At 63.3% G+C, this 16490-nt stretch carries 12 protein-coding genes and 2 pseudogenes; 8 read left to right on the forward strand and 6 right to left on the reverse strand.

Annotated elements, in window-relative coordinates; genetic code table 11:
* A pseudogene (locus JK202_RS05980) lies at window positions 1-1220 on the reverse strand (MutS-related protein); the annotation flags it as partial.
* Between JK202_RS05980 and JK202_RS05985 the strand changes: the two are divergent.
* A pseudogene (locus JK202_RS05985) lies at window positions 1194-3710 on the forward strand ([protein-PII] uridylyltransferase); the annotation flags it as partial. The pseudogenes JK202_RS05980 and JK202_RS05985 sit on opposite strands and share 27 nt — an antisense overlap.
* On the opposite strand, the gene JK202_RS05990 reads toward JK202_RS05985, so the two are convergent.
* Window positions 3691-5373, reverse strand: a complete 1683-nt coding sequence (locus tag JK202_RS05990) for a lipopolysaccharide assembly protein LapB (RefSeq protein ID WP_211559225.1) — start codon at window positions 5371-5373, stop codon at window positions 3691-3693. The pseudogene JK202_RS05985 and the gene JK202_RS05990 sit on opposite strands and share 20 nt — an antisense overlap.
* A gap of 178 nt (window positions 5374-5551) precedes the next feature.
* On the opposite strand from JK202_RS05990, the gene JK202_RS05995 reads away from it, so the two are divergent.
* From JK202_RS05995 to JK202_RS06020, 6 genes are read left to right on the forward strand one after another with little or no spacing between them, the layout of a single operon-like run.
* A complete protein-coding gene (locus JK202_RS05995) occupies window positions 5552-5839 on the forward strand; it encodes a hypothetical protein (RefSeq protein WP_249199737.1) in 288 nt (95 codons plus the stop codon).
* A gap of 48 nt (window positions 5840-5887) precedes the next feature.
* Complete coding sequence (locus JK202_RS06000; RefSeq protein ID WP_211559229.1) at window positions 5888-6871, forward strand: hypothetical protein; 984 nt, start codon at window positions 5888-5890, stop codon at window positions 6869-6871.
* 23 nt (window positions 6872-6894) lie between these two features.
* Entirely contained in the window at window positions 6895-8295 is a 1401-nt protein-coding gene (gene thrC, locus JK202_RS06005; RefSeq protein WP_211559231.1) for a threonine synthase, read from the forward strand.
* Between the two features lie 59 nt (window positions 8296-8354).
* A complete protein-coding gene (locus JK202_RS06010) occupies window positions 8355-9620 on the forward strand; it encodes a pitrilysin family protein (RefSeq protein ID WP_211559233.1) in 1266 nt (421 codons plus the stop codon).
* The gene (locus tag JK202_RS06015) at window positions 9617-10948 is read left to right on the forward strand and encodes a TldD/PmbA family protein (RefSeq protein WP_211559235.1); all 1332 of its coding nucleotides are present in this window, start codon (window positions 9617-9619) and stop codon (window positions 10946-10948) included. Before JK202_RS06010 ends, JK202_RS06015 begins: the two co-directional genes overlap by 4 nt.
* Window positions 10948-11892 carry a TIM44-like domain-containing protein gene (locus JK202_RS06020; RefSeq protein ID WP_211559237.1) on the forward strand — a complete coding sequence of 315 codons (945 nt, stop codon included), beginning with the start codon at window positions 10948-10950 and terminating at the stop codon, window positions 11890-11892. Before JK202_RS06015 ends, JK202_RS06020 begins: the two co-directional genes overlap by 1 nt.
* A gap of 197 nt (window positions 11893-12089) precedes the next feature.
* Here JK202_RS06020 and JK202_RS06025 read toward each other — a convergent pair whose 3' ends face one another.
* From JK202_RS06025 to JK202_RS06035, 3 genes are all read right to left on the reverse strand, one after another.
* The gene (locus tag JK202_RS06025; protein WP_211559239.1) at window positions 12090-13040 is read right to left on the reverse strand and encodes a heme o synthase; all 951 of its coding nucleotides are present in this window, start codon (window positions 13038-13040) and stop codon (window positions 12090-12092) included.
* The gene (locus tag JK202_RS06030) at window positions 13037-14203 is read right to left on the reverse strand and encodes a cbb3-type cytochrome c oxidase subunit I (RefSeq protein WP_211559241.1); all 1167 of its coding nucleotides are present in this window, start codon (window positions 14201-14203) and stop codon (window positions 13037-13039) included. Before JK202_RS06030 ends, JK202_RS06025 begins: the two co-directional genes overlap by 4 nt.
* 86 nt (window positions 14204-14289) lie before the next feature.
* The gene (locus JK202_RS06035) at window positions 14290-14970 is read right to left on the reverse strand and encodes a class I SAM-dependent methyltransferase (protein WP_211559243.1); all 681 of its coding nucleotides are present in this window, start codon (window positions 14968-14970) and stop codon (window positions 14290-14292) included.
* Window positions 14971-15133: 163 nt separating this feature from the next.
* Between JK202_RS06035 and JK202_RS06040 the strand changes: the two genes are divergently transcribed.
* Complete coding sequence (locus tag JK202_RS06040; protein ID WP_211559245.1) at window positions 15134-15322, forward strand: hypothetical protein; 189 nt, start codon at window positions 15134-15136, stop codon at window positions 15320-15322.
* Between the two features lie 186 nt (window positions 15323-15508).
* Here the strand turns inward: JK202_RS06040 and gshB are convergent, their stop codons facing one another.
* Window positions 15509-16486 carry a glutathione synthase gene (gshB, locus tag JK202_RS06045; RefSeq protein ID WP_211559248.1) on the reverse strand — a complete coding sequence of 326 codons (978 nt, stop codon included), beginning with the start codon at window positions 16484-16486 and terminating at the stop codon, window positions 15509-15511.
* Between the last annotated feature and the right edge of the window lie 4 nt (window positions 16487-16490).

The following is a 16490-nucleotide window of genomic DNA, read 5'->3' on the forward strand; positions in this document are numbered from 1 at the left end:
GTGTCGGTCTGAGGGGGCGTTTCGGGCTCCGCCACGGCTTCGAAAAGCGGCAGGGAAGAGCGGGAATCGGCCTGCTCGCGTTCGAACTGGGTGAGGAGGCGGCTGGCGCGGTTGACGACGGATTGGGGGATTCCCGCCAGTTTTGCGACATGCAGGCCCCAGCTCTTGCGGGCGGCACCGGGGCGGACCTCGTGTTGGAAGATCACCTCGCCGCGCCACTCTTTCACGGCCATCGTGTAGGGGGCGAGGCGGGGGAGGAATTCGGTCAGGGCGCCGAGTTCATGGAAATGTGTTGCAAAGATTGTCCGCGAGCCGAGCTGGGTATGCAGGGCTTCGAGTGTGGCCCATGCGATGGACAAGCCGTCGAGGGTTGCGGTGCCACGGCCGATCTCGTCCACGACGACGAGAGATTTCGGACCGGCCTGATTGAGAATCGCCGCCGTCTCGGTCATTTCGACCATGAAGGTCGAGCGGCCCCGGGCAAGGTCGTCCGCGCCGCCGACGCGGGAGAACAGGCGGTCCACGACGCCGATCTGGGCTTCCTTTGCGGGAACGGGGAGACCTGCCTGCGCAAGAATGACGGCGAGGGCGGTCTGGCGCAGGAAGGTGGATTTGCCGGCCATGTTCGGGCCCGTGAGCAGCATGGCGCGGTGTTCGGGCGGCAGGGCGCAGTCATTGGGGATGAAACGGGCATCCGCACTTCCCGATTCGGCCAATGCGGCTTCGACGACCGGGTGTCGGCAGGCAACGAGACTGAACTCTGTGCCGTCCGTGACGGTGGGGCGGCACCATGAGCCGCCTTCCGCGAGCAGGCCGCAGGAGCGCAGGACGTCGGCGAGGGCCAGGAACTCCGCGACCTCATCAAGGGCTGGAGTTTGCAGGATGCGGGCGCAGAGCTCGGCGAAAATGCGGCGTTCGAGCGCGGAGGCCTTGTCGGCGGCTTCGAGGATGGCACGGTCCAGACCGGCCAGGTCTTCGGTGGAGAAGCGGGCGAGGCTGGCCGTACCCTGACGGAAGGACAGGTCGGGGTTGTCGCGCAGTTTCGTGCCGGCGGCGGACGGGACTTCGATGACGTAGCCGAGCTGCGCGTGGTGTTTGATCTTGAGGTTTGAGATGCCGAATTTTTCGGACAGCTCGCCCTGCATCGCGGCGATGATGCGGCGGCTTTCGTCGCGCAGAAACATCAGTCTCCCGGCGAACCGCTCTGCCTCTGCGCCACCGGCGGCTATGGCGCAGGTCTTCTCGCCCCCTTCAGCGATATCGACATCCTCTTCCTGATCCCAGGCGACCCGACCCCGGCCATGACCGCCCGGATCGAGTTCATCCTCTACGCCCTGTGGGATCTCGGCCTGCGCGTCGGCCACGCCACGCGCTCCATCGCCGACTGCGTCCGCGACGCCGATACCGACCTCACCATCCGCACCGCCCTCCTCGACCTGCGCTTCCTGCACGGCGAACGCAGTCTGGCCCGCGACCTGCGCTGCGCCCTCGGCGCCGATCTGCAGAACGACCGGCTGTGCGAATTCGTCATGGGCAAGATTGGCGAACGCGAACAGCGCCACCGCCGCTTCGGCGACAATCCCTACATGGTCGAGCCGAACATCAAGGAAGGCCGCGGCGGCCTGCGGGACCTGCAAACCCTGAACTGGATGGGCCGCGCCGCCCTCGGCTGCGCTGTCTCGACACCGGACCGCAACGGCAAACCCGCCGAAGCCCCCCAGACGCCGTCCTTCGCGTCCTTCGGTCTTCTGACGGAACGTGAAGCACACCGCGCCCGCCGGTCATGGGACTTCCTGTGGACCGTCCGCCTGCACCTGCACTACATCACCGGCCGCGCCGAAGAACGCCTGACCTTTGACGTCCAGCCCGTCATCGGTGGCCGCATGGGTTACGCCACCCATGGCCGTCAACGTGGCGTCGAACGTTTCATGCGCCACTATTTCCTGACCGCCCGCGACGTCATGCGCCTCACCAGCGTCCTGCAACCCGTCGTGCTGATGCATCTTCAGGACCAGACCACGGGCGAGCCGCCCAAAGTCGTCCCCGGCCCCGAAGAGTTCCAGACCATCGCCGGCCGCATCTGCCCCATCGAACCCGTGACGTTTGCGGCCCAGCCCCGCGAAATGTTCCGCCTGCTCGACTGCGGCCGCCGCCATGACCTGCCGCTACATCCCATCGCGATGCAGCAGATCATCCGCAACGAACGCCACGCCGTCACCCTGCGAGACGATCCCGAAACCGCAAAAATTTTCCTGGACCTGCTCTGCGAGCCCAGCGCGGACGAAACCAAAGCCGTCCCGTTCTGGCTCCCGATCCTGAACGAAACCGGCCTCCTCGGCCGCCTCCTGCCGGACTGGTCCCGCGTCGTCGGACAGATGCAGTTCGACAGCTATCATATCTATACGGTCGATGAGCACATCGTCGAAGCCGTTCGCATGATGGGCCAGATCGAAGCCGGACGCATGGCGGACGAGATCCCCCTGGCCTACACGCTGGCCAGCGATATCCGCTCCCGCCGCGCCCTCTACGTCGCCGTCCTGCTGCACGATATCGGCAAGGGACGCGGCGGCGACCATTCCGAAATCGGTGCTGACCTTGCGCTGACCATCTGCCCGCAGCTCGGCCTCGACCCCGAGGAAACCGACACCGTCTCCTGGCTGGTCCTGCACCATCTGCTGCTGTCCCAAACCGCCTTCACCCGCGACATCGACGACCCCCGCACGATCCTCGACCTCGCCGACACCATCCAGTCCCCCGAACGCCTGCGTCTCCTCCTTCTCCTGACCATCGCCGACATGCGCGCCGTCAGTCCGAAGGTCTGGAACGCCTGGAAAGCCACCCTGCTGCGCGAGCTTTTCTCCCGCGTCGCCGAGGTGCTGGAAGGCGGACTGGCCGCCACCGAACGCGACAGCCGCGTCAACCATGCCCGCGAACTCGCCCGGGACGGCCTCACCGGCACCCTCCCCGAAAGCAGCATCGACCGCTTTCTGGACCTCGGCTACCCGAGCTACTGGCTCGGCTTCGACACCGACACCCAGATGCGCCACGCCCGCATGGTCCACGATTCGGACCGCTACCGCTCCCCCGTCACGGTAGAAGCCTTCCCCATCCCCGAACGCGGCGTCACCGAACTCACGGTCCTCTGCGCCGACCATCCGGGCCTGTTCTCCCAGATCGCCGGTGCCCTCGCCGTCGCAGGCGCCTCCATCGTGGATGCCCGCATCCACACACTGAGCGACGGCATGGCGCTCGACACCTTCTGGGTACAGGACGGCGAAGGCTGCTCCTTCGAGGAACCCCACCAGCTTGGCCGCCTCAACCATCTCGTGGAGCAGGCACTTTCGGGCCGTCTCGACATCCGCAAAGGCATCGAGGACGCCAGCCATCACAGCACCTCACGCCGGATGCGCGCGATCCATGTCCCGCCCCGCGTCGTCATCGACAACACGGCCTCGGACCGTCACACCGTCATCGAGGTCAACGGCCGTGACCGCCCCGGCCTGCTGCATGACATCACATCCGCCCTCAGCAGCCAGTCCCTCCAGATCTCCTCGGCCCACATCACCACCTACGGTATGCGCGCCGTGGACGTGTTCTACGTCCGGGATCTGCTGGGCCTGAAAATCACCGATCCGGTCCGCCTCGCCCGCCTGCGCGAGACCCTGCTCGCCTCCCTGACGAGCCCCCCGGTCACTGCGCCCGTAAACTGAGCACAGATGCGACATCCCGCAGCACGGCCTCCCATCCCGCAGCAACCGCCGCACCGGAGGGCGGCCGGAACTGCCGGACGTTTTTGTACCAATCCACGTCCTTCCACCGCCAGTCGCCGCCTTCACGATTGAGCAGCCATAACGGCCGCCCCAATGCACCGGCCATATGCGCCACGAGCGTATCCACACTGATCACAAGCGCGCACCGGCCCACTTCCCGCGCCAGATCCACAGGCGTCTCAAGCGGAACCCGCTCCATCCAGTCTGGCGCCTCGCCCGGCTGAAGTGCGACAAACCGCACACCGGACACCTGCCGCAAACCTTCCAGACAGCCAACCGGAACCGACCGCCTGCGATCGAACCGGTAAGACGGATTCCCCGACCAGCAGACCCCGATCCGCCCGGGCTCAGGCGCTTCCGAAACAGCCAGATAAGGCTGCACGGGCGGCACATCGTCGATCCCCAGAACAGCAGGAAAACTCAGCAAACTGATTTCAGCCGCCACCACCCCGTCCGCTGGCAGAATCCGCGCCTGATCCAGCCCCGGCATCAGGCCCGCCAGCGCCGCCGCGCGAAACCGCAGCCGCAATGGCCGCCGCATTGCCGCCTGCGTCAAGAAGCGCAGAAACTGCACCTCATCGCCCAGCCCCTGCTCGCCCACAACGGCCACAGGCTCTTCTCCCGCCGAGCCGTCCCATTGCGGAGCGCCCGAAGCCAGCCGCAAAAGCACCCGGCGGCTCTCAAAGTCTCGCCACCCTTCCGTAAAACGCCCCTGCCCCAGCAGAATGGTCGCCCGATTGAACCGGGCCCGTTCCGCTTCCTCCCCCGTTTCACCGACCAAAATTGCCCCAAAAAGTGCCTCAGCCTCCTCCAGCTGACCGACTTCCATCAGGGCAGTCCCCAGACTGTTGGCGATCCGCCCATCCGAAGGCCGGAGTTCCAGCGCCTGCCTTAATGTTTCACAAGCGGCCTGAAGATCGCCCAGCGCCATTTCCACAAGCCCCAGGCTATTGAGCGTCTCCGCCGTTTGCGCACCCGCTTCACATGCGCGATGCAGGATTTTCTGCGCCTCCTCAAACGCATTGGAGGCAAAAAGCGCGGCACCTAGGTTTGCCAGCGCAGCCCCATCACCCGGCCTACGACGCACAACCTGTCGAAACTGCCCAACAGCCTGCCCGCCCAGCCCATCATCGAGAAAAAGCGACCCAAGCCGCGTCCTCACATTACTGTCATCAGCCGAAAGATCTGCGGCTTTCCCTAGCGCCTCACGCGCCTCTCCCCGACGCCCCAGTGCCAGAAAAATGTCCGCCAGCGCGACATGCGCGCGCGGATCGCAAGGCTGCAATATCACGGATACATGCAACGCTGCCCGGGCGGCCTCCGCATGCCCCTGACTGAGTAACGCAAGCCCCAGCGTGATATGCATCCTGGCCTTCCGATCGGGCGAAATGGCGGCTTTCTGCAGCGCGCGCCCTACCAGCGCGATAGCCGTGGCGTCCTGCCCACTGGCCCGGGCCAGACACGCCATCCCATGCAGGGCATCAGGCTGCCCTGGCTCCGCAGCCAGAATGGAACGGAAGGCCGCCTCGGCCCCCGCAAGGTCCCCTGCATCGAAACTGGCAAAGGCAGCGTCGGTCGGATCTGTAGAAAACTGAGACATCATCAACTCTTCGTGCTCCAGAATTTCCAAACAATCCAGCCGGACAGGTGTTAACGAAGTTTTCACAGTTTCTTGGCCAATATTGTAAATCCAAGACTGAGTCAGGGGTTTTTAGACGATGTATCTTGAACAACGAACCGGCCCTGTGCCGGGCCTGGTGTACGCAACGGTCCGGCAGGGAATGACAACGCGTACGTTCCCTATCGAAGTCCGTCGCACTGCTTCCGGCCACTACATCTCACGCATGCCCGACAATCGATGGTCAATCGAGTGCCTGACCATTGAAGCAGCGCTCCTGATGCATGCTGCCGTCCTCTTCCCGGTCGAGCATGAAATGGCCCCCTGGCTTTCAAATCCACGTCCTGCGCCTCTGGCCGTCGATCACATTCCTGGCCCGATCAAAAGTCCCATTGCCGACGGTCAGGAACCACAGGTAACCACCCCGTCGAAGACCGAAGTGAACTCCTGACCCCACTTCGGCCTTGCCAAACAGATCTGGCGAGGCAATGTCAGAGGCATGAAAACCCGTCTCCTGCATGTCGCCGCCGCTACCGGTCTGGCGGCACTGGCCTTCACGGCCACCCCCGCCAGAGCGGATCACCCCTGGCAGGACGCCCCCGTCCCAGCCTCCATCACAGCGGATGCAGCGCTCTCCGGCGTTCAGCCCAAAATCCTTCTCGCTGGCGAAAACGGCTCTTATTTTGCCCTGAATGCTTCTGGCCACCCGGTTCGGATTGACGCCAGCAACACAGCCGCTCCCTTATCCAGCTCCAGCGTCCCGTCCGAACCTCTTGTCGCCCTGACCCGCTCAGGCTCTGATCTCTGGGGCCTTACAGCCGGTGACGCGCCGACCCTTGTTCGCATGTCTGAGGACGGATCGGTTCAGGCCCGCATTTCCCTGAGCGGCGCCACCGTGACAGGCAGTAACCTGATCGCCCTTCAGGTTCATGATTCCCACGCCTATCTGGCGGATGAAGGCAAACCCGCCCTCGTCGTGGCAAACATCCAGACCGGCAAGGCCACCCGCTTCCTGCCTTCCGATCTGTCTCTGACGGGTCGTCACCCGCTCCTGCGCGACGGCCAACCTCGCATGGGGCCGGACGGACACCCCATGGCAGGCGGTAATGTGCGCTTTCTGATGCTGGACGCCAAAGGTCAGTGGCTGTTCTACCAGCCCGCATGCGGTCCCATGTCCCGCATTGACACCGCACTGCTGACGGACACGGATTTCACGGCCGTCGAACAGCTCGACGGCATTACCGAATGGCGGACCACGCCCAGTCTCGGCGGCGCAACCCTGACCCCGGACAATGTTTTCTACCTGTCCGACATTACCGTCGGCAGCGTCCTGAAATTCGGCAGTGACCGCATCCCCCTGCGCATCCTCAAGGACCCGCGCCTCTTCAATGCCGGCGCCCCCGCCGTCTCCGACAGCCACCAGATGGCCGTTCTGGTCACGGAAGATGGCACAACACACATTCTTCGCATCGCCTTGCCCTGACAGGACGTGATATAAAATTCCCCATGCGCTACCGATCTACACGCGGCGAGCTGACCGCCGACGCCCCGAACTTCTCTGACATCCTTCTCGCCGGCCTCGCGGGAGATGGCGGTCTCTACATGCCGGAGAGCTGGCCGAAGATCAGCCCGCAGACCCTGCGCGAGTGGCGCACGCTCTCCTATCCGGACCTCGCCGCCGAAGTCATCGCCCTCTTCACCGAAGGCGCGATCGACGTCGAAACCCTGCGCGACATGACGCGTGACGCCTATGCGGATTTCGACCACGCCGCCGTGGTCCCGCTCGTCGAAGTCGAGCAGGATCTCTATTCCCTCGAACTGTTCCACGGCCCGACGCTCGCCTTCAAGGACATGGCGATGCAGATGCTCGGCCGCCTGTTCGATCACGTCCTGACCCAGCGCAACCGCCACGTCACGATCGTCGGCGCGACCTCCGGCGACACCGGCTCAGCCGCCATCGAGGCCTGCCGTGGCCGCGAACGCGTCTCCGTTGTCATCCTGCACCCCAAGGGCCGCACCTCGGACGTCCAGCGCCGCCAGATGACGACCGTTCAGGACGACAACATCCTCAACATCGCTGTCGAAGGCGATTTCGACACCTGTCAGGATCTGGTCAAGGCAATGTTCGCCGACCACGCTTTCCGTGACGAGGTCTCGCTCTCGGCCGTCAATTCGATCAACTGGGCCCGCATCGCCGCCCAGATCCCATATTACGTCCGCGCCGCCCTTGCCCTCGGCGCGCCGGACCGCGAAGTCTCCTTCTCGGTCCCGACCGGCAATTTCGGCAACGTCCTCGCTGCCTGGGCTGCAAAGCAGATGGGCCTGCCCATCAAGAAGCTCTGCATCGGCTCCAACCGCAACGACATCCTCACGCGCTTCGTCATCGACAACGACATGAGCGTGCGCACGGTCGAGCCTAGCCTGTCGCCGTCGATGGACATCCAGGTCTCGTCCAATTTCGAACGCCTGCTGTTCGAACTGCTGGACCGCAACGCCACACGCTGCGCCGCCATCATGCGCGAGTTCCGCGAAACCGGCCGCATGGCCGTCCCGCATGACGCCTGGACCCGCATGAAGGACGTCTTCGAGGGCATGACCCTCACCGACGAACAGACCAGCGAAGCCATGCGCCTGTTCTACAACGAGAGCCTCTATCTCGCGGACCCGCACAGCGCGATCGGCCTCGCCGTCGGCAGGCGTTTCCAGGAACCCGGCATCCCCATGGTCGCGGCCGCCACGGCCCACCCCGCCAAGTTCCCGGACGCCGTCATCGCCGCCACCGGCATCCACCCCAAACTCCCGCCGCACCTGTCCGACCTGTTCGAGCGCACCGAGCGCTATGAGTGCATGGACAGCCAGATTTCCGGCCTTCAGGACGCCGTCCGCGCCCATATCAAGCGCGGCTGATCGTCCAACACAGGCTCCCCAGCCGGGGAGCCTGCCTTCCTGCGACAATACGGAACCTCATGCCCGATACGATTGAAGTCACCAGACTCGATAACGGCCTGACCATCATCACCGAACGGATGGACCGCGTTGAAACCGTGTCTTTCGGAGCCTATGTCTCCATTGGCACACGCGACGAGACCGCCGCCAATAACGGCGTCTCCCACTTCCTCGAACACATGGCCTTCAAGGGCACCGAACGCCGCTCCGCCGCCCAGATCGCGGAAGACATCGAGAATGTCGGCGGCTACATCAACGCCTACACCGCCCGCGAAACCACCGCCTATTATGTCAAGCTGCTGAAGAACGACCTCGCGCTCGGCGTGGACATCATCGGCGACATCCTGACCCACAGCACGTTTCTGGACGCCGAAATCGAGCGCGAACGTGGCGTGATCCTTCAGGAAATCGGTCAGGCCAACGACACGCCTGACGACATCATATTCGACCAGTTCCAGGAACGCGCCTTCCCCGAACAGCCCATGGGCCGCCCCACACTGGGCTCGGAAGACCTCGTCTCGACCATGACGCGTGACACGCTCATGTCCTACATGCGCGAGCATTATACGACCCACAACATCACCATCGCCGCTGCCGGAAACCTGCACCATCAGGACGTCGTGGCTCTGGTACAGGAACACTTCCGCGACCTCCCCACCCATCAGACGCTCCGCCCCCGCGCGGCCGCGTATGAGGGCGGCGAACTGCGCACGACCCGCGAACTGGATCAGGCCCATCTCGTCATGGGCTTTCCGTCCGTCAGCTACATGCACCCCGATCATTACGCGGTCATGATCCTCTCGACGCTGCTCGGCGGCGGCATGTCCTCGCGCCTGTTCCAGGAAATCCGTGAGCGCCGCGGTCTGGTCTACAGCGTCTATTCCTTCGCCTCCCCCTTCAGCGACAGCGGCCTGTTCGGCCTCTATGCGGGCACGGGCGAGGAACAGACCGCCGAACTCGTCCCTGTCATGATCGACGAACTCAAGCGCCTTCAGGATGGCCTGAGCGAAGCGGAGCTGTCCCGCGCCCGCGCCCAGCTCAAATCCTCGCTCCTGATGTCGCTGGAAAGCACCGGCAGCCGCTGCGAACAGCTCGCCCGTCAGATCCAGGTCCATAATCGCCCGATCCCGACAGCCGAAACGGTTGGCAAGATCGATGCGGTGACGGAAGACGACATCCTGCGCGTCGCCCGCACCATTTTCTCCGGCACGCCGACCTTCACTGCCATCGGCCCCGTCGGCAACATGCCCTCGCTCGAGGACATCACAGCAAGGCTCGCCGCATGACCACAACGCCCGTCGAAGCCCTCCTCGCCGCAGCCCGCCGCCACGGCGCAGACCACGCGGACGCCATTCTTGTCCGCGACGAGTCCGAGTCCGCGCTCGTCCGAAAAGGCGTCCCCGAAGGCATCGAGCGCTCCGAGAGCGTCGCCCTCGGCCTGCGCGTCTTTCGCGGCAAACGCGCGGCCACGGTTTCGACGAGCGTTCTGAACGAGGCCGAGTTCGACCGTCTGGCCGAACAGGCCTGTGCCATGGCCCTGGTCGTCCCCGAAGACCAGTATGCCGGACTTGCCGAAGCCGCCCTTCAGGGCCGTTTCGACGCCGCCGGACTGAACCTCGAATGCAGTTCCGCGCCGAGCATGGACGACCTCCTCGCCCGCGCCCGCGAAGCCGAGGATACTGCCCTCTCCTTTGAAGGCATCACCAACACCAACGGCGCCTCCGCCGGTCACGGCCGCACCTCAGTCGCACTCGGCACCTCGGCAGGTTTCTTCGGCGCCTACAGCCGCACCGGACATTCCACCAGCGCCAGCGTCCTCGCCGGCGAAGGCGCCACGATGCAGCGCGACTACGCCTATCGCAGCGCCGTGCATCTGGAAGACCTCGAAAGCGCGACCATCATCGGCCGCGAAGCCGCCGAGCGGGTGCTGGCACGCATCAATCCCGGCCGCCCCCGCACCGGCACTTACAGCGTGATCTACGACCCGCGCGTCTCCGCCACGCTGCTCGGACATCTGGTCGGCGCCATCAACGGGGCCGCCATCGCGCGGGGCACGTCCTTCCTCAAGGACAGCCTCGGCAAACAGATCCTCTCCTCCGGCCTGACCGTCCATGACGATCCGCGCCGCATCCGGGGCGCGGCCTCCCGTCCCTTCGACGCCGAAGGCTGTGCCGCCCTGCCTCTGAACCTGATCGCGGATGGCGTGCTCCAGACCTGGCTGCTCGACTCCCGCAGCGGCCGCCAGCTCAACATGCCCACGAACGGCCGCGCCAGCCGTGGCGTCGCCTCGCCCCCTTCCCCGAGTGTGACAAATCTTCATCTCGCACCCGGAACCCTTTCTTCCGAAGCCCTGCGTTCCGATATCAGTGAAGGGATCCTGATCACCGAGCTCATGGGTTCGTCGGTCAACATGCTGACCGGCGATTACAGCCGTGGCGCTTCGGGCTTCATGATCCGCAACGGCGAGATCGCCGAACCCGTCGCCGAACTCACGGTGGCCGGCAATCTCAAGGACATGTTTGCCCGCATGATTCCGGGCAGTGATCTAATGTTCCGGCAGAGCGTTAATGCTCCGAGTATCCGGATCGACGGCATGAACATTGCAGGACTTTGATGCGTAATTTTCGACTTCTCCCGATCGCCTTTGCCTTTCTCTGCGTCCTCGGAACCGCAGACGCACGGCCAGGCGGCGGCAGCTCCATCGGAAGCCGTGGCTCCCACACCTGGAGCGTCCCCCCGCGCACATCCATTACGCCCGGCTGGGCGCGCCCGATGGACCAATCCGCAACCCCGCGTCCATCGCCCAATTACGGCTCACCGGGCTACGCTTCCCCGGCCCGTCCGATGCCCGGCTATGGCGCTCCGGCCTACAGACCCTCCTACCCTGTCCGCCATCCGTTCCTGAGCGGCTTCGCAGGCGGCTTTCTGGGCGCAGGCCTGTTCGGCCTCCTGAGCGGCCACGGCATGATGGGCGGCATGACAGGCGGAACATCGTTCTTTGGCTTCCTGTTTCAGGTGCTCATCATCGGTGGCCTGATCGCTTTCGTCCTGCGCATGTTCGGCAACCGCCGTCAGAACCAGATGGGCGGCAACCCGTCCGGAATGCCCGCAGGCGCGGCACCTCCGTTCGGCAATGCAGGCGGCAGCGCCCCCGTGACGCTTACCAACGATGACTACACGAGCTTTCAGCGGCTCCTGCTCGACATTCAGGCTGCCTGGAGCGCACAGAACATGCGTGCCCTCTCCAGCATGGCGACACCGGAAATGACGGGCTATTTCAATGCCCAGCTTTCCGATCTCGCCAGCCGTGGTGCCCGGAACATCGTCTCCAACGTCCAGTTCCAGCGCGGCGACCTCTCCGAAGCCTGGCGCGAGGGCAGCCTCACATACGCCACCGTCGCCATGCGCTACTCCATGACGGACGTCACCACGGACTCCATGGGCAACGTCATCGATGGCAGCTCCACAGAGCCCGTCACCGTCACCGAACTCTGGACCTTCGTCCGCGCCGATGGTCGCGGCAACTGGATCCTCTCCGCCATCCAGCAGGCTGGCTGACAGGCCCCAGAAACAGAAAAGGCCCGGGAAATCCCCGGGCCTTTTTATTGCCTGCACTCCGGCCGAAAACCGGACCCGTTACAGCCGCGTCAGCGTAATGACGTAAAAGATCACGGCCAGCAGCACCACGCCACCCACAATCCCCGTAATCCGGCTCAGACGCCGCTTGCGGGCGAGATCAATATCAGTGGTCATGCTCATCCGATCAGAACCCGGTCAACCAGAAGTCCACAGAACAGCAGAAAGAGATAAGCCAGCGAATACCGGAACGCGAACCGCGCGGGCCTGTCCTTCGTCAGGCTCACCCCTTCCGTATCCTGCTGATCCATCAGGACCCGGAACGCACAGAAAATGAACCCCAGATCCAGCAGACTGGTCACAACCGTATAGGTCAGCCCGACTTCATGCACGAAGCTCGGCACCAGTGACACAGCCGTCAGAATGAACGTGTAGATCAGGATCTGCCACCGCGTATGACGCGCACCCTTCACGACCGGCAGCATCGGAATGCCCGCCTTACCGTAATCCTTGCACGCATAAAGCGACAGCGACCAGAAATGCGGCGGCGTCCAAAGGAACACGATCGCAAACATCGCCACCGGCAGAACGTCCATGGAATTCATGGTCGCAGCCCAGCCGATCATCGGCGGAAACGCCCCCGCAGCGCCACCAATCACGATGTTCTGCGGTGTGCTCCGCTTGAGCCACATCGTATAAATGACACTGTAAAAGAAAATCGAGAACGCCAGAATACCCGCCGCCAGCGCATTGGTCGCCAGCCACAGCACAACCACGGACAGAACCGACAACACAACGCCATAAACCAGCGCCGCCTGCTCCGGCATCCGCCCGTCAGGGATGGGCCGCACGACAGTCCGCTTCATGATCGCGTCAATGTCGCGGTCATACCACATGTTGATCGCACCCGCGGCCCCGGCCCCGATGCAGATGCACAGAATGGTAATCAGCCCGATGGGAATGGACGGCCAGCGCGGCGCCACGGCCATGCCCGCAGCGCCCGTAAACACCACCAGCGAAATCACACGTGGTTTGAGAAGCGCCAGCCACTCACGCAGGGACGAATCACCATCCTTGCCCGGAACGGAAAAAACCCCCGAAGGGGCCAGAGGTGTCGCCGTATCGCTCATGCCGAGACCCGGGCACGCCCGGTCTCCCTCAACAGAAACAGCCCAACCAGCCCAAAGGCCAGCAGGCTGACACCCATCAGAACCTCACCGTAGATCATCACGCCCGGCACGATCGAACAGAACGCCCCCACAAGCATGAGACCCGCATGGACCCGGCTCAGCAAAGCAGGAACACGACCGGGGAGAAGCATCTCAACCCAGGCGTAAAACCCGCCACAAAGCGCCATGATCCCGCCAAACGCCACAGCCGTATGATCACCCGAATGCCCCGGAAGCCAGTCAGACAGCCAACCGGCCGTAAAGAGCAGGATACTACCAATCGCCCAGAGCGCCGCGCCATCCAGATCGCGCCTCTGCTGCCATACATCACGACACAGCGTCCCGATCAGCACAACCGAGGGCACGATCTGCGTCATAAGAACAAGGCTCGCCAGAACGCCGGATGGCAGCGATCCATACAACCCGTCCATCCACAAAAGCGGGCCGCCAATACCCATCAGGCCGAACACATAAGGTGCGACCATCCAGGAAGCCCCCGCACGGGCAGAGCGCGACAATAGTGCGGACGTCACCAGCCCAAGGGCAGGCGTCAGCATCAGCGCGGTTTCCGGCAGGTGCAGCGTCTCGATCAGAGCTGTGGTCGTAATCCCGTCCATCATACCGCGCGTCACAACCGCGGCCAGAACCGGCGCCACAAGAACAACGCTGCAGGAAGTCGCCAGCAGAGACCAGGCCAGCGGGGACATGTCACGGAAACGGCAGGTCCGTCCCTCAAGACACGTCGTAATCACATCCGTCGCGACAGCCAGAATACCGACCGCCCAGAGCAGCAGGGCCGCAAACGGCAGGATCGGAAGCAGCACTACGCCGGAAGACAGGAACCCGAACCCGGCCATCGTCAGTCCCCGAAGCACCGTCCGATCGGTTCCCAGCGCAGACGGCAGAAGCCACTGCCCAAAACCACCCAGCGCGGCCGGACACATGACGAAGAACGTCATGAGAATACCGTGGCAGAATGCCTGACCACTCGTGGAATGTGTCTGAAGAAATGGCAGGGCCAGCGACCCGCCCAGCAGACCGGCAAACAGTGCCAGCAAAATAAAAGACGTTCCGACTCGGCGGCTGGAACGGGCTGGGGCAGTATCGACGGCCTGATAAGTCATGATCGCGTAGTCGGTCCCTGAATTAGGAATACCGCAGCGAGCGTCGGAATACTCGGCGCCGACACAAGTGCGGAACCAAACGCCGATCAGGCGACCAGGGCTGCTGCGTCGCTTTTACTCTCGCATTGCGGCAATGTCACGAGTGTAAACAACCCGGCCGGCGGAACTGGCATCAGTGTTGCACGACGCAGGTCTTCTGGCGGCAGAAGCGACTCAATGGCAAAATCCGGATGCCAGCCGAGCGAACGCGACGCCCGGGCCATCCCACGCTCAACCGAAAGACGAAGACCGCCCGTCGCCAGGAAGTGGTTGACGAACAGGATATGGCCACCCGGCTTTACGACCCGCTTGAGCTCGGCCAGCAGCCGGTCCGGATGGGGCACGACGGATGCAACAAACATTGCAACCGCAATATCAAAACTGTCGTCTTCAAACGTCGTGGCTTCTGCATCCATTTCCAGCAGATCGTCCACATTCGTCAGATGATCCTGCAGAACACGGATCCGCGCACGCTCCAGCATGTCTTCGGAAAGATCGATTCCCGTAATCCGCTTGTCATGAGAATAGGACGGCAGCGCCAGCCCCGTTCCAACTCCGACTTCCAGAACCCTCTCTCCTGGCAGGGCATTGACCGCGGCCACTGCTCTCTTGCGCCCGTAACCCGAAATACCGCCGAAAACAGTATCGTAAACACGGGCCCAACGACGATAAGCCGTCTTGACGGCTTCCGCGTCCAGTGCAGAACGCGGGGAAAGGGTTGAGGACATGATGATATGCGACCTTCTCTGTCCGCTCGACCCTCACAGGCCCGAGCTGTCCGGAACTTGTTCAATTGGCACCTTCTTGCCCTCCCAGATATGCATCTGGCAAGAGATGCTGTGCGCATGACGTTTCAAGGCCATGTCTCGAAACAGGCCAGGGAGGACAACCATGCTGATCTATTTTTTAGCTTTGATTACCTTTGTCATCTGGGCGGCGCTCTACTGTCTTTATTTCCGGGAGCAAATCGCAACATGGTTTGCCAACCGTTTTGGAAAAGACAAACCACCGCATTCCGATGAGACCGCGACCGGACCCGTTCAGCCCCTGGACTACACCAGCCATCTCAAAAACGAATGATCCTGAAGTAACTGCCTAAAGCAGGAAGCCCCCGCCGATCCGTCAGTCACGATCCAGCCGGGGCATGCCAAACCGGACGCCGCCTTACGGCCATTCCGTTTGTCAGCCCTGAAGACGGGGGTGGCCGTCAATGTCAGCCACCGCATATGCTTTGCTTGCGCCAGTCTGCAAAAATCCTGGGGGCGCTCAGGCCCAGACCCGCTTTTCAATCGCATTCCAGATCAGCCCTGCACTGTTCATCCCGTCAAAACGGTCCAGTTCCTGCAAGCCCGTCGGCGACGTGACGTTGATCTCCGTCAGCCAGTTCCCGATCACGTCGATCCCCGTGAAAATCAGTCCGTGATCGTGCAGATACGGCCCGATCGACTCACAGATTTCCTTATCCCGCGCCGTCAGTTCCACACTCATGGCCCGACCGCCCACATGCATGTTCGAACGCGCCTCACCCGTTGCCGGAACGCGGTTGATGGCCCCAATCGCCTCGCCATCCACCAGAATGATGCGCTTGTCGCCCTGACGTACGGCCGGCTCATAACGCTGGATCATGAGTGGCTCACGCGAACGTGCGAAATGCATCTCAAGTAACGCACCCAGATTTTCATCATCCGGCTTGATCCGGAAAATCCCCGATCCACCATTGCCGTAAAGCGGCTTGACGATGATGTCCTGATACTTCTCACGGAATGCCAGAATTTCGCGTGTGTCCCACGTCACAAGCGTCGGCGGCATCAGATGCGGAAAATGCGTCACCAGCAGCTTTTCCGGCGCATTGCGCACAGCCACCGGATCATTCACCACCAGCGAACGCCCCTCGCCCACACCGTGCACGTGCTCAAGCATATGCGTCGCCGTGATGTAGCCCATGTCGAACGGCGGATCCTGACGCATCAGGATCACATCCGTCTGCCCCAGATCCAGCACCTGCTCTTCCCCAAACGTCGCGTGATTGCCACGCTCGCGCCGCACTTCAACGCGCCGTGCCCGCGCCTGAACCCGGCCACCCTGGCCCTGCCCTTCGACAAGACTTAGCGTCGTGACCGGATAGACCCACAGCTCATAGCCGCGCGCCTGCGCTTCGAGCATCATCGCAAACGTGGAGTCGCCATCAATATTGACGTACTCCAGAGGGTCCATCTGGACAGCAACGCGAAGAGAACGGGACATCGGA

This window comes from Gluconobacter sp. Dm-62 (genome assembly GCF_018256155.1).
Lineage (GTDB): Bacteria > Pseudomonadota > Alphaproteobacteria > Acetobacterales > Acetobacteraceae > Gluconobacter.

What these genes read in the sequence shown, in the direction of transcription:
- JK202_RS06035 (WP_211559243.1), bottom strand. Translation starts at nt 14,970, where the DNA reads ATGTCCTCAACCCTTTCCCCGCGTTCTGCACTGGACGCGGAAGCCGTC.
- JK202_RS05990 (WP_211559225.1), bottom strand. Translation starts at nt 5,373, where the DNA reads ATGATGTCTCAGTTTTCTACAGATCCGACCGACGCTGCCTTTGCCAGT.
- thrC (WP_211559231.1), top strand. Translation starts at nt 6,895, where the DNA reads ATGCGCTACCGATCTACACGCGGCGAGCTGACCGCCGACGCCCCGAAC.
- JK202_RS06000 (WP_211559229.1), top strand. Translation starts at nt 5,888, where the DNA reads ATGAAAACCCGTCTCCTGCATGTCGCCGCCGCTACCGGTCTGGCGGCA.
- JK202_RS06020 (WP_211559237.1), top strand. Translation starts at nt 10,948, where the DNA reads ATGCGTAATTTTCGACTTCTCCCGATCGCCTTTGCCTTTCTCTGCGTC.
- JK202_RS06025 (WP_211559239.1), bottom strand. Translation starts at nt 13,040, where the DNA reads ATGAGCGATACGGCGACACCTCTGGCCCCTTCGGGGGTTTTTTCCGTT.
- JK202_RS06030 (WP_211559241.1), bottom strand. Translation starts at nt 14,203, where the DNA reads ATGACTTATCAGGCCGTCGATACTGCCCCAGCCCGTTCCAGCCGCCGA.
- JK202_RS06015 (WP_211559235.1), top strand. Translation starts at nt 9,617, where the DNA reads ATGACCACAACGCCCGTCGAAGCCCTCCTCGCCGCAGCCCGCCGCCAC.
- gshB (WP_211559248.1), bottom strand. Translation starts at nt 16,486, where the DNA reads ATGTCCCGTTCTCTTCGCGTTGCTGTCCAGATGGACCCTCTGGAGTAC.
- JK202_RS06040 (WP_211559245.1), top strand. Translation starts at nt 15,134, where the DNA reads ATGCTGATCTATTTTTTAGCTTTGATTACCTTTGTCATCTGGGCGGCG.
- JK202_RS06010 (WP_211559233.1), top strand. Translation starts at nt 8,355, where the DNA reads ATGCCCGATACGATTGAAGTCACCAGACTCGATAACGGCCTGACCATC.
- JK202_RS05995 (WP_249199737.1), top strand. Translation starts at nt 5,552, where the DNA reads ATGACAACGCGTACGTTCCCTATCGAAGTCCGTCGCACTGCTTCCGGC.